Source organism: Gracilibacillus sp. HCP3S3_G5_2, from assembly GCF_052063305.1.
In the GTDB taxonomy this organism is placed as follows: Bacteria; Bacillota; Bacilli; order Bacillales; family Amphibacillaceae; genus Gracilibacillus.
The window spans coordinates 157,196-170,594 of sequence record NZ_JBQHXU010000004.1 but is presented as its reverse complement, the minus strand read 5'-3'; the positions used below and the strand labels follow the sequence as shown (position 1 = coordinate 170,594).

The following is a 13,399-nucleotide window of genomic DNA, read 5'->3' as shown; positions in this document are numbered from 1 at the left end:
AATTTGGACATGACCAATAAGCTTGATGATTTAGGAATTTTTTGATTAATCATCAAGCTTATTTTTAATCGGTTAATACTTTGTCTGTTCACGAGATTAGTTACTCTCTTGGCGAGATAAGTAGAGATAGCTTATTAAGAAGTCCTATCTGCAACTATTTTCCATATTCAAGCATATTCTATGATAAAATGATCTTAAACTAGAGGGGGGAAGAGAAATGAAACTTGTTCATTATCAATTAAAATATCCTTATGCACAAAGTCGAATGGGAGTAATAGAAGATAATCAGGTAATTGACTTACATGCTGCCCAACAAGAGCTTATCGAACAAAACAAAATTGCTGGCGATAGTGCTATTATCCCGGCTGATCCAGACACCTTTTATCAACAAGCAAAAATACATATTAAACGTGCTGAAGATCTCCTGGTACAAATTAAACGTCATTCCACATCACATGTTTTTGAACGTGAGGAAGTAGTGTTGAAGACGCCTAGCCCTAACCCAGCTAAAATTATTTGTATAGGAACGAATTATGCCGACCATGTTAAGGAGATGGGTAGTGATTTGCCAGAATATCCAGTATTGTTTGCTAAATTTAACAATGCTCTTATTGGACCTGAAGATGCGATCCATCGATCCGAAGCTACGGATAAGCTAGATTATGAAGTAGAGTTGGCCGTTATTATTGGAGAAAAAGCATCTAAAGTATCTCAAGAAGATGCATTAGATTATGTAGCAGGTTACACAATTGGTAATGACATTTCAGCGCGAGACTTACAAAAGCGAACACCACAGTGGTTACAGGGGAAATCATTAGATCATACTACACCAGTTGGTCCTTGGCTGGTAACAACTTCTGAATTAAAAGACCCAAGCAATCTAGCGATTAAATCTTTTGTGAATGGAGAATTACGCCAATCTTCTAATACAGAGCATTTAATATTTGATATCCCTTATTTAATTAGTTTTATTTCCGATTTGATCACCTTAGATCCAGGAGATATCATCTTAACTGGAACACCAGATGGAGTTGGTTTTGCAATGAACCCGCAAAAACTACTTCAAGCAGGAGATGTCGTTACGTTGGAAATTGAAAAAATTGGTACATTAGTAAACACAGTAATGGCAAAATAGAGATAAAAATACTCGCAGAAGCACCAACTGCGGGTATTTTTATGTGAACTGGTAGTAGGGAAGTATCCAGGGTGAAGTAAAATAACATCTCCCCTATTAGCATTGTTCTATCCCGCGGCAGTATTAAAATAATACACGTACGTACAAATTAGGTTTGACGGGTTGCGATAGGAGATGGTATGATTAAACATAGATATGCAATCATTATCTCTGTTAAAATAATGACAAAAATAATGAGGATTCATTATTTGTGCAGATAAGTTAAAAAAGAATGTTACTAATTGATAATATGCTCTGAAGAAGTTTGCTTCGTCGTCAAACTGAATGATGTTGAAAGCGCTAAAATAATTGCTGGTGCTGTAATTATTTCATTATTTTTAATTACTGGAGGAAAAAGGTATGAATGACGTGAAAAAACAAATTAAAAGTGGTAAAACAGTTCTTGGAATTGAACTTGGATCAACTCGGATTAAATCAGTTCTTGTAGGGGAAGATCATAAAGTGATTGCATCTGGCAGCCATGACTGGGAAAACAGCTATGTAGACAATATATGGACTTATAGTATTGAAGAAGTTTGGAAAGGGATACAAGACAGTTATCAGAGAATGAAAGAAGATGTACAACAACAGTACGATGTCTCCATCAATAAAGTAGGAGCTATCGGCTTTAGTGCCATGATGCACGGTTATATGGTGTTTGATAAAGACGGACAGCTTCTTGTACCTTTCCGAACTTGGCGAAATAATATTACGGAACAGGCTTCAGCAGAATTAACAAAGCTTTTTAACTATAATATTCCCCAAAGATGGAGTATTGCTCATTTATATCAAGCTATATTAAATCAAGAAGACCATATTGATAAAATTCATTTTCAAACAACTCTAGCAGGCTATGTTCATTGGAAATTGACAGGGAAGAAGGTTCTTGGAGTTGGAGAAGCCTCTGGCGTTTTCCCTATTGATCTAGCGTCCAAAAGCTTTAATCAAAAAATGATTGATCAGTTCAATGAATTGATAGCTCCGGAAAATCTGGCTTGGGAGTTAAATGATATATTACCAGAGGTTTTAGTAGCTGGTGAAAATGCAGGAACTCTTACTGAAGAGGGTGCGAGATTATTAGATGTTTCTGGCGATTTGCAGGCAGGTATACCCCTTTGTCCACCAGAAGGTGATGCGGGAACGGGAATGGTTGCGACAAACAGTGTAGCCAAGCGTACTGGTAACGTTTCTGCTGGGACTTCAGCATTTGCAATGGTTGTATTGGAAAAAGATTTATCAAAAGTACACCCAGAAATTGATCTTGTGACCACTCCTTCAGGTAATCTAGTAGCGATGGCACACTCTAATAATTGTACATCAGACTTGAATGCGTGGATTGGATTATTTGAAGAATTTAGTCAAGCTGCTGGGCTCCAAGTGGATAAGAATAAACTGTTCCAAACATTATTTGCAAAGGCATTGGAAGGAGATGCTGATGGTGGTGGATTGTTATCTTACGGCTATCTTTCTGGTGAGCATGCAACCCATTTTGAAGAAGGTCGTCCTTTGTTTGTCCGTTCCTCTGAAAGTAATTTTAATCTTGCTAATTTCATGCGAACCCATTTATATACGTCGTTTGGGGCGATGAAAATGGGAATGGATATTCTTATGAAAGAAGAAGGCGTAAAGCTGGATGAGATATTAGGTCATGGTGGGATTTTTAAGACAGAAGGCGTCGCTCAAAAGCTCCTTGCGGCTGCATTTAATGTTCCTGTTTCCGTGATGGAAACAGCTGGCGAAGGGGGAGCATGGGGAATTGCGTTGCTTGGATCATATATGATAAATAAAGATGAAAATGAAACATTAGAGGAATATTTAAGCGAAAGAGTATTTGTGGATGAAGTGGTTGAGACTGTTTCACCAGATGCAAAAGATGTCGAAGGATACGAGCAGTTTATGAAACGTTATAAGAATGGACTTGCGATTGAAAGAGCAGCGGTGGATAATCTAATGTAGCGGACAAAGACTAGGTCAAAACGAAATAGCGAGAATAGAGATCTGAACAATCTGTTTCAGCGTAGCAACATACGAAGGCTCCTGTGGGAATAGCGCACCCTTCAACTAACTTTGCAAAGTTAGTTGAAGGGCGTACCCAATGGTATAAAACTACTGTGAAAGTGAAGAGTATTTTGCCGAAGCGGTGAGAGTGTACAGATATTAACGTTCGTAATTTTCCTTCTTCCCCCTCTTTACCCTTCATTGAAAGAAAGAGTAAAGCAGTCAAATGGAAGTACCTGTTCATCCTCCATATACTACTTTATGGTTATAAAGTTTGTAGGCATCATCACGGCTATTCCCCTACCTTTTGCCCGTAAGGTAAATTAATCCTATAAAAAATCCTTGAATTCATCCCCTTCCTATTTTAAAAGCAGCGATTAATCATACTTTCATCATAATGGATATTTATACGAGTAAGTGAATATTGTATCTTTGCTCAATTTATACACAACTATAAGTGCTTAGTCTGTACTTTATTTATTGCTAATGGTGGCGTGAAGTTTAATTTTCTGAATTTTTTTATAAACATTATTGCATGAAAATACAAAATGGAGTATAATTATAAACTAATCACATACGGAATTTAGGAGGAAAAGTTGTGGATGTAGCAATTGTAGGTGGAACAGGTTATGGAGCGGTAGAGCTATTACGATTTTTGCATAACCATCCACATGTTCAAGTGAAAAAGATTATATCGCATTCTAATAGTGGAACAGAGTTAGCAGAGACTTATCCACATGTTGTGGATATTATCGATATTCAAATGACAGAACTCGATGTAGATATGCTTGCGGAAGAGGTAGAGCTAGTCTTTTTTGCAACACCATCGAATGTTAGTAAAAACCATATTCCTGCTTTAGTCGATAAAGGAGTGCGATGTATTGATTTATCTGGAGACTTTCGTTTGCAAGATGGAGAGAAATACCTGAAGTATTATGGGGAAGAAATCGCACCTCAGGAATATATCCAAAAAGCAGTGTACGGATTACCAGAGATTAATAAAGAAGCAATCAAAAAGGCTCGTATTCTAGCAAATCCAGGCTGCTATCCTACCGCAACGACACTAGGTTTAATACCAGCTGTGGAGCAGGGGCTTGTCGAGCACTCTTCGATTATTATCGATGCCAAAACAGGTGTATCCGGGGCAGGACGAAGTTTATCATTAAATGTACATTTCTCTGAAATGAATGAGAACTTAAAAGCTTACAAAATAGGTGTCCACAAGCATATTCCTGAAATAGAGCAAATGTTAACAGAACGAGCGAGTGAAGATATTCAAGTCATTTTCACCCCACACATTGTGCCGATGACAAGGGGAATCATGAGCACGATGTATGTGGATATGAAAGATAACTATTCTACGAAACAACTGATTGATATCTATCAAACTTACTATCAGGATCATCCCTTTGTACGTATTCGTAAAGAAGGAGTATTTCCTTCCACAAAAGAGGTGTATGGCAGCAATTATTGTGATATCGGCTTATATGCTGATGAGAGGACAGGGAAGCTAATTATTGTTTCGGTTATTGATAATTTAGTTAAGGGAGCATCAGGTCAAGCAATTCAAAATATGAATGTTATGTACGGCTGGGAAGAGAGAGCAGGCTTAGATCAGCTACCTATTTATCCTTAAGGAGTGAAAAACAGACATGAAAGTTCAGCTAGAAGAATGGAAATTATTAAAAGATGGAAATATAGCCTCTGCCAAAGGCTTTCAGGCAGGCGGATTACATTGTGGACTACGTAAAACGAAAATGGATTTAGGCTGGGTATATTCGGAAGTGCCAGCACAAGCGGCAGGTGTTTATACGACGAATGTTTTTCAAGCTGCTCCCCTTAAAGTAACACAGGAAAGCATTGCAAAGGAAAACAAATTACAAGCCATTATTGTTAATTCGGCGATTGCTAATGCTTGTACAGGAGAACAAGGACTGCAAGATGCTTATGATATGCGTAAATTATTTGCTGAAACAGTAGGGGTGGAAGAACATTTAGCGGCAGTAGCATCAACTGGACTTATTGGCGAATTATTACCAATGGATAAATTACAAAAAGGAATTAGTCAAATCCCTGATGATCAACATATTGGCGCAGGTAAATTCGAAACAGCTATCTTAACAACAGATACAAAGGAAAAAGGAATCGCGGTTGAAGTTGAAATAGATGGGAAAACAGTAACCATCGGGGGAGCAGCAAAAGGTTCCGGAATGATTCATCCAAATATGGCGACAATGCTCGGTTTTGTAACGACCGATGCCAATATATCATCTGCTCATTTATCTGATTCATTAAAAGCGATTACCAATCAATCCTTTAATATGATTACCGTAGATGGAGATACAAGCACCAATGACATGGTATTAGTGTTAGCAAATGGAAAGGCTGAAAACGAAGCGTTAACCCCAGAGCATAAAGAATGGCCGATGTTTTACGACGCACTAAAATTTGTTTGTGAGTACTTAGCAAAAGAGATTGCGCGTGATGGAGAAGGTGCTACACGATTAGTGGAAGTACAAGTGAATGGAGCTATTACAAATGAGGCAGCAACGGCTATTGCTAAATCAATTATTTCCTCTAATCTGGTAAAAACCGCTATTCATGGTGCAGATGCCAACTGGGGCCGTATTATTACGGCGATCGGTTACAGTGGTCAACCTTTAAACCCAGATAAGGTGAGTATTTATTTAGGGGATATTTTAGTAGTAGAAAATGGGGTCCCGCATCCATTTGATGAGGATAGCGCAAAACAATACTTATTGCAGGATGAAATAAAAATAATTGCTCAATTAGGCGATGCAAATGGGAAAGCAACAGCATGGGGCTGTGACCTTTCATATGAATATGTCAGAATAAATGCTTCTTATCGTACGTAAGGAGGAATAACAATGAATTATGTAGTAATTAAATGCGGTGGTAGTGTGTTTGAGCAGCTGCCTCCTTCTTTTTATCAAGATATTGTGACGATTCAACAACAGGGAGAATGGCAGCCAATCATTGTTCATGGTGGCGGACCACTAATCACACAATTGTTGAAGCAAACAGGCGTAAAAACGACGTTCGTTAATGGATTACGCGTAACTACTAATGAAGTATTAGATGTGGTTGAAATGGCGCTAAGTGGTTCGATGAATAAAGGGATCGTCCGTAAAATAGCACAAGCAGAAGGAAAAGCAATTGGTGTGAGTGGTATCGACGGAAGGTTACTCGAAGCAAAGCCGATTAGTGACGATGCTGCTTTAGGTTTTGTCGGTGAAGTGACAAGAGTAAATACGGATATCTTGGAAAGCTTTGTTGCACAAAGCCTTATCCCTGTATTGTCACCTATTGGCATTGATAAAACTGGACAACGATATAATATAAATGCAGACATGGCTGCTTCAGCTGTTGCGCAGGCATTAGGGGCGAAACTATGTTTTATCAGTGATATTCCTGGTATTTATCATGAAGTGGATGGTCAGCAGCAAGTTTTCCACCAACTGAATGAAGAAAAAATAGAAGAATTAATCAAACAAGAAGTAATTTGTGGTGGAATGCTTCCAAAAGTGAAATCTGCTTTAGCTGCATTACACAAAAACGTAAAGGAAGTATCGATTGTAGATGGTACGAAAGACCACGGTTTAGCAGCTTTTATCCAAGGGAAACAAATTGGAACAAGAATTGCTTTAGATCAGGAGGTATCCTATGCATAAGCAGACATTAAGTCCCGTGATGCATACATACGGGCGTTTTCCCATTACACTGGTAGAGGGGAAAGGCAGTTATGTATGGGATGATCGGGGAACAAAATATTTGGATTTTTCTTCTGGTATTGCAACGTGTAATTTAGGGCATGTACCAGATGTGGTGGAGACAGCTGTGACAGAACAACTTTCTAAACTATGGCATTGTTCGAATCTTTATCATATACCAAGTCAGGAAAAATTAGCACAAGCATTAACGGAAAATAGCTTCGGTGATCAAGTGTTTTTCTGTAATAGTGGGGCAGAGGCAAATGAGGCAGCAATAAAGGTGGCTAAAAAATATGGCCATGATATAAGAAAGCAGGATAACCCATTAATTATCACGTTCAATAATTCCTTTCATGGCCGTACGATGGCAACATTATCTGCCACAGGTCAAAAGAAAATTCAAGAGGGTTTTACTCCTCTAACCCCAGGTTTTGCCTACTTACCTTTTAATGAGGACGATTCACTTGATAAATTAGTCGAACAGAAACCAACAGCGGTTATGTTAGAACTTGTGCAAGGAGAAGGTGGTGTTATACCAGCTGATCCTGTCTGGATAAGTAAATTGGCAGCGATTTGCAACGAGCTCGACATACTACTGATGATTGATGAGATTCAGACTGGTATCGGACGGACAGGAAAGCTTTTTGCGTATCAGCATTACGATATTGAACCAGATATCATCAGTGTGGCAAAAGGTCTGGGATCAGGTTTTCCAATCGGCGCAATTATTGCTAAAGAGCATGTTGCTAACGTTTTTTCCCCAGGTACACACGGAAGTACTTTTGGCGGCAATCCAATCGCAACAACAGCTGGCCTGGCAACGATAAATTACCTTATCGAAACGGATATATTAGATCAGGCAAATCAAGTTGCGGACTTTTTGTGGAATGAATTGCTTCATTTAGCAGATAATAAGAAGGATATAAAAGCTGTCAGGGGTAAGGGCTTATTAATTGGACTGGAAGTAGAGGGAAAAGCGATTGACTATGTTAATAAAGCACGAGAAGGACATCAATTGTTAATAGTAGTGGCAGGACCACAAGTTGTTCGTTTGCTGCCTCCTTTAACAGTGAGTCACGAAGAAGCGGAACAGTTTATTGCAAAGATGGATAAAATATTTTCATGAGAGCCCTTGACCATTAGCTGTAACATGGTAAAGTAGTATAGGACGAAGAAAGTAAAGAGGGATCAAGATGAAAAGTTATATAGCAGAAAAAATCGAAGCCTTTAAGAACGCAAATAAAAATCGGGCGCGTTTATTAATCAATTGTGCTGATCAGCCTGGAATTGTGGCAGCTGTATCTCAGTTTTTATACGAACACGATGCGAATATTATTGAATCTAATCAGTATTCTACTGACCCGCATGGCGGCGAGTTCTTCATGCGAATTGAATTCGAAATAGAAAATTTGAAAGACCAAGTGGATAAATTGGAAGCAGATTTTCAGCAAGTGAAACAAGCCTTTAATATGGAAGCAACATTTAAATATGTGGATGAAGTGAAAAAAATGGCGATTTTTGTTTCCAAAGAGCCTCACTGCCTGCTTGAGCTATTATGGGAGTGGCAAAGCAGTGACTTAATGGCAGACATCAGTCTTGTGATTAGTAATCATGAAACATCACGCGAGTTTGTCGAACCGCTTGGTATCCCGTATTACTATATTCCAGCTAATAAAGATATTCGTAAACAGGTAGAGGAAAAACAAATTCAATTATTAAAGGAACATGAGATTGATGTAATTGTATTAGCACGTTATATGCAAATTCTAACACCGAATTTTGTCGAGACATTTAAGAATCAAATTATTAATATCCACCATTCCTTTTTACCAGCTTTTATCGGAGCAAAACCTTATGAGCGTGCATATCAACGCGGGGTAAAATTGATTGGGGCAACATCTCACTATGTGACGAATGATCTGGACGAAGGACCGATTATTGAACAGGATATCAGTCGAGTTGATCATCGTGATAATGTAGAAGCAATGAAAAAAATTGGTCAATCCGTAGAGCGTAGTGTCTTAGCAAGAGCAATTAAATGGCATCTTGAAGACCGAATTATTGTATATGGAAATAAAACAATTGTATTTTAGATGTAAAAAGAGGCTAGGATAACAGAAATTTAAATCCAAACGATTATTTAAATAGACTTTGAAATCGTTTGGATTTTCCTATTTAGTAGGAATATACTACGCACTAACTTATTGCTTTGTCGTAATTTTTGAGAGGCTATCGTTGCGTAACAATCGCACTGGCTGTCCACTTTCTTTACCCATCAGAAAGCGAAACGATCAGCTAGAGCGGATGCTTTGTGCTCGATATCATAAAACGTAAATTAGTGAAAAGTATCCCAATATTGCATATTGCACAATAATACTTATTGCATCGTTCGTATTGGAAGTGAAGAAAATGGGTTATGTCCCATTTTCTTTTAGTTATAGTGAGTCGTTTGACTACAACTCCGTACGTTGATAGAAAAACCCGAACTTTAAACCCTAATAGCTGATAACAATCAACTATAAAATGGGCGATTTAAACTGTGCCCTTGCCCTAGTTTTCTCATATCCTATGGTGAGGTGGTTTGTAATGGGTTTTTTTGATGTGTGGATTCGGAACGGTTTGCTATTTGTAAAGCCTAGTATAAATGAAGTTTTTTTTAAGGTATATGAGAACGATTCATTAGTGGCAAGTGGCTTAAATGATGATGGAGTATTAATTCCGCTACATGATCGGAAGCCACATACGATTATAACAATAGAATATCTAGTTAATAACAAATTATGTAGAGAACATTATCGATTAAAGTCCTATTATGCAACAAGGGAACGTACCTATCAAGCTGGAGACATTTTAGTGGCCAGTGATAATGTGAAATCAGCATTAACGGGGTACATCGGACATACTGCACTTGCGATCAATAACAATGAATTAATCGAATCTCCAGGGACTGAACCTGTAATTGTTCGAAGGCCAATCCAACAATTTCTTGATAAGCATCCGATACATGCTCAATTTCGCCCGGTACAATCAGAGCTGGGCGAAAAAGCGGCACAATATGCGATTAATTATTATCAGGATTACAAGAGTAATTTGGAAAAGGGTATCCATAAGCCAACCTTTTCCTTTGATCTTTCTCAAAAATTAGATGATCCTTGGGATAAAATTTATTGTTCGAAATTAGTATGGCTGTCTTATCATTTTGGAGCAGATTATACTTTTGAGAATGACCACTTATGGTTTTCGCCGGAGGACTTATACCATCAATTGTTGGAAAATCAGGATTTTGAAATAATCTATCAACATCAAGATGTAAAATTTTTAATTGACACATAACGATCCATGCAACTTAGTTGACCGAGAGATAGCATTGAACTAACATATAAATTGGATAAATATGTTAGTTCAATGCTAAAAATAGTGTCTTAGTTTCATTCCAAAACCATGTTTCCTATGTCCAAAAGTAAGACAAGCCATCATATAAGTTAACAAAATGTTAGTAAACTTATTCCCTGTACAATAGTGCCTGTTTTCGTTAAGATGGTTTATAACTAATTTGTTACGTGTAACTTATTTCTTGTTGGTTAAACTATTTTACAAAAAGTATGGTAGAACTTTTTTTTATGAAAATGAGATTTTTGTATTGAATGTACGTACGAATTATATTATGATAAAAGTAATTACTTTTACACATACGTACAAGAGTGAAATATCAAGAAAAGGGTGGATGTAAGTATGCTGGAAGAATTAAAACAGCAAGTGTTAGAGGCTAACCTCGACCTTCCCAAGTATGGATTAGTAACATTTACTTGGGGCAATGTAAGCGGTTTCGACAAAGAGTCTGGATTGATGGTTATTAAGCCTAGTGGTGTGCCGTATGAGGATTTAAAGGTCGAAGATCTAGTAGTACTAGATTTAGATGGTAACATTGTAGAAGGTGATTTGAATCCGTCTTCAGATACACCTACACATCGCTTGTTATATCAAAAGTTCCCAGGGATAGGGGGGATTGTCCATACTCACTCTCCGTGGGCAACAAGCTGGGCGCAAGCTGGGAAAGGCATTCCGGCACTTGGTACAACACAAGCAGATTACTTTTATGGGACGATCCCGTGCACTCGTCGTATGACAAAAGAAGAGGTAACGGGAAATTATGAATGGGAAACAGGTAATGTGATCGTTGAAACATTCCAAGATATCGATCCATTACAAATTCCGAGCGTATTAGTGCACAGTCATGCCCCTTTTAATTGGGGAAAAGATCCTCATGAAGCAGTGCATAATGCGGTGGTTTTAGAAGAGGTAGCAAAAATGGCTCTCCACACTTATCAAATTAATCCGAATGCACAAGACATGGATCAATTTTTGCTAGATAAACATTATTTAAGAAAGCATGGAGCTGATGCGTACTACGGTCAGGATAAAAAGTAACGAAACAGTTACGCGAAAATTAATTTGAATTCGTGGAAGAGGATATTTTTTATCAAAAATATGAATGGAATATATAGAGGAGGAATTTTTATGTTAGAAGTACGTCCTTATACATTTTGGTTTGTAACAGGTAGTCAACATTTATATGGGGAAGAAACATTACAAGAAGTAGCTAATAATTCGAAAGAAGTTGTAGCAGGTTTAAATGCAGAAGGCAACTTACCTTTTCAAGTAGAGTTTAAAGAGGTGCTAACAACAGCGCAAGATATTCATGGTCTATTGCAAAAAGCAAATGCAGATGAAAACTGTGCTGGTGTAATTACTTGGATGCATACATTCTCGCCAGCAAAGATGTGGATCGCCGGCCTTAAGGCACTACAAAAACCTTTACTGCACTTGCATACACAGTTTAACCGTGACATTCCTTGGGAAAGCATCGACATGGACTTCATGAACTTAAATCAAGCAGCACATGGTGACAGAGAATATGGTTTTATTGGTACCAGAATGGATGTATCCCGAAAAGTAGTGGTAGGTCACTGGCAAAACAAAGAGGTGACAGCAAAAATCTCCGATTGGATGAAGACAGCTGTTGGCGTTGCAGAAGGTAGCAATATCCGTGTTGCCCGTTTTGGTGACAACATGCGTAATGTTGCTGTGACAGACGGCGATAAAATAGAAGCACAAATTAAGTTCGGCTGGACAGTTGATTACTATGGTATTGGTGATCTGGTTGAGGAGATAGAAAAAGTAACAGATGAAGAGCTAAATGCTTTATATAAAGAATACCAAGATCTGTATGAATTACCTGTAGAAGCAAGTGAGCCAGGTCCAATTCGTGATGCTATTTTGTATCAAGGTAAAGTTGAGTTAGGGTTAAAAGCATTCTTGAAAAAAGGAAACTATTCAGCATTCACGACAAACTTCGAAGACTTACATGGTATGAAACAATTGCCTGGGCTTGCAGCACAGCGCTTAATGGCAGAAGGATACGGTTTTGCTGGTGAAGGAGACTGGAGAACGGCTGCATTACTTCGTTTCATGAAGATCATTTCTGGTAATAAAGGTACTTCTTTTATGGAGGATTATACGTATCACCTAGAACCAGGTAACGAAATGATTCTTGGTTCTCATATGCTGGAGATTTGCCCAACAGTTTCAGCAACAAAACCTAAGATTGTGGTTAACCCATTAGGGATCGGTGGTAAAGAAGATCCAGCGCGTCTTGTGTTTGACGGACGCGGAGGCGACGCAGTAAATGCATCCTTAGTGGAAATGGGAGGTCGTTACCGCCTAGTAATTAATGAAGTAAAAGCTGAACAGCCTAAGATTGAAACGCCAAATTTACCAGTTGCGAAGGTGTTATGGAAGCCAGAGCCGTCACTAAGTGAAGCAACTGAAGCTTGGATTTATGCGGGTGGCGCACACCATACTGTATTCTCATTTGATGTGACAACAGAGCAATTATACGATTTTGCTAATATGGCAAAAATCGAATGTGTAGTCATTGATCAAGATACAAAACTTCGTCAATTCCGTAATGAATTAAAATGGAATGAGGCAATTTATCGTTAAGGCTATATAACTCAGAAAATATGAGGTTGAGACAAAAAAGTGCTTCGTCTAGAAACCGGACAATATGCTAATAGAGCGTAGGAAATATGCGTAGGCTCTCCTGTGGGAAAGTGGAGTATCTTTCCGAAGCGGGTATTCGCACATTTTATGTTCGGAGTTTGCTGGATAAAAAACACGCTTGTCTCAGCCTCATTCTTTTAATTATTGTTACTAACGGAGGGAGAATACAGAGACTCCAGTGGAACAGCAAAGCTAAAGATCTACTAAGGAAAGGAGGCTACTTTACCAGGTTAGCAGACCTCGTGCCAACGGAAAGTACCGTATAATCCCGAAGGAAATAATCACATTGCTTCAAAAGAAGATGTTGAAAAAACTTCTGTTAATCTGAAGTGCTAAGACATGTAATCATATCTTTTTGTTGATCAATACTTTGTATGCCAAAATAGCTTGACAGAGTTAGTTAATCCTTTATCCTTAAAGTAGACAAGGAAAA

At 38.2% G+C, this 13,399-nt stretch carries 10 protein-coding genes; all 10 read left to right on the top strand.

Annotated features, from left to right (window positions below; genetic code table 11):
• The first annotated feature begins 217 nt into the window (after positions 1 to 217).
• The 10 genes from ACTNEP_RS07875 (at position 218) to araA (ending at position 12,906) form a co-directional block, all read left to right on the top strand.
• Positions 218 to 1,135, top strand: a complete 918-nt coding sequence (locus ACTNEP_RS07875; RefSeq protein ID WP_441161278.1) for a fumarylacetoacetate hydrolase family protein — start codon at positions 218 to 220, stop codon at positions 1,133 to 1,135.
• Between the two features lie 399 nt (positions 1,136 to 1,534).
• Positions 1,535 to 3,130: a xylulokinase gene (locus tag ACTNEP_RS07870; protein WP_441161277.1), complete on the top strand. Its 1,596-nt coding sequence runs from the start codon at positions 1,535 to 1,537 to the stop codon at positions 3,128 to 3,130.
• 640 nt (positions 3,131 to 3,770) lie between these two features.
• Positions 3,771 to 4,808: an N-acetyl-gamma-glutamyl-phosphate reductase gene (gene argC, locus ACTNEP_RS07865; protein ID WP_441161276.1), complete on the top strand. Its 1,038-nt coding sequence runs from the start codon at positions 3,771 to 3,773 to the stop codon at positions 4,806 to 4,808.
• Between the two features lie 16 nt (positions 4,809 to 4,824).
• A complete protein-coding gene (gene argJ, locus ACTNEP_RS07860) occupies positions 4,825 to 6,048 on the top strand; it encodes a bifunctional ornithine acetyltransferase/N-acetylglutamate synthase (protein WP_441161275.1) in 1,224 nt (407 codons plus the stop codon).
• Positions 6,049 to 6,060: 12 nt separating this feature from the next.
• Complete coding sequence (argB, locus tag ACTNEP_RS07855; protein WP_441161274.1) at positions 6,061 to 6,864, top strand: acetylglutamate kinase; 804 nt, start codon at positions 6,061 to 6,063, stop codon at positions 6,862 to 6,864.
• Positions 6,857 to 8,029: an aspartate aminotransferase family protein gene (locus ACTNEP_RS07850; RefSeq protein ID WP_441161273.1), complete on the top strand. Its 1,173-nt coding sequence runs from the start codon at positions 6,857 to 6,859 to the stop codon at positions 8,027 to 8,029. Before argB ends, ACTNEP_RS07850 begins: the two co-directional genes overlap by 8 nt.
• 67 nt (positions 8,030 to 8,096) lie before the next feature.
• Entirely contained in the window at positions 8,097 to 8,996 is a 900-nt protein-coding gene (purU, locus tag ACTNEP_RS07845) for a formyltetrahydrofolate deformylase (RefSeq protein WP_441161272.1), read from the top strand.
• A gap of 493 nt (positions 8,997 to 9,489) precedes the next feature.
• The gene (locus ACTNEP_RS07840; RefSeq protein ID WP_441161270.1) at positions 9,490 to 10,236 is read left to right on the top strand and encodes a hypothetical protein; all 747 of its coding nucleotides are present in this window, start codon (positions 9,490 to 9,492) and stop codon (positions 10,234 to 10,236) included.
• A 399-nt stretch (positions 10,237 to 10,635) separates the two neighbouring features.
• Entirely contained in the window at positions 10,636 to 11,331 is a 696-nt protein-coding gene (gene araD, locus ACTNEP_RS07835) for an L-ribulose-5-phosphate 4-epimerase (RefSeq protein ID WP_441161269.1), read from the top strand.
• Positions 11,332 to 11,421: 90 nt separating this feature from the next.
• Positions 11,422 to 12,906, top strand: a complete 1,485-nt coding sequence (araA, locus tag ACTNEP_RS07830) for an L-arabinose isomerase (RefSeq protein ID WP_441161268.1) — start codon at positions 11,422 to 11,424, stop codon at positions 12,904 to 12,906.
• Positions 12,907 to 13,399 lie beyond the last annotated feature (493 nt).

Excerpts from the sequence above, each read along its gene's own strand:
- ACTNEP_RS07875 (WP_441161278.1), top strand. The coding sequence starts at position 218 with ATGAAACTTGTTCATTATCAATTAAAATATCCTTATGCACAAAGTCGA.
- ACTNEP_RS07870 (WP_441161277.1), top strand. The coding sequence starts at position 1,535 with ATGAATGACGTGAAAAAACAAATTAAAAGTGGTAAAACAGTTCTTGGA.
- argJ (WP_441161275.1), top strand. The coding sequence starts at position 4,825 with ATGAAAGTTCAGCTAGAAGAATGGAAATTATTAAAAGATGGAAATATA.
- argB (WP_441161274.1), top strand. The coding sequence starts at position 6,061 with ATGAATTATGTAGTAATTAAATGCGGTGGTAGTGTGTTTGAGCAGCTG.
- ACTNEP_RS07850 (WP_441161273.1), top strand. The coding sequence starts at position 6,857 with ATGCATAAGCAGACATTAAGTCCCGTGATGCATACATACGGGCGTTTT.
- purU (WP_441161272.1), top strand. The coding sequence starts at position 8,097 with ATGAAAAGTTATATAGCAGAAAAAATCGAAGCCTTTAAGAACGCAAAT.
- ACTNEP_RS07840 (WP_441161270.1), top strand. The coding sequence starts at position 9,490 with ATGGGTTTTTTTGATGTGTGGATTCGGAACGGTTTGCTATTTGTAAAG.
- araD (WP_441161269.1), top strand. The coding sequence starts at position 10,636 with ATGCTGGAAGAATTAAAACAGCAAGTGTTAGAGGCTAACCTCGACCTT.
- araA (WP_441161268.1), top strand. The coding sequence starts at position 11,422 with ATGTTAGAAGTACGTCCTTATACATTTTGGTTTGTAACAGGTAGTCAA.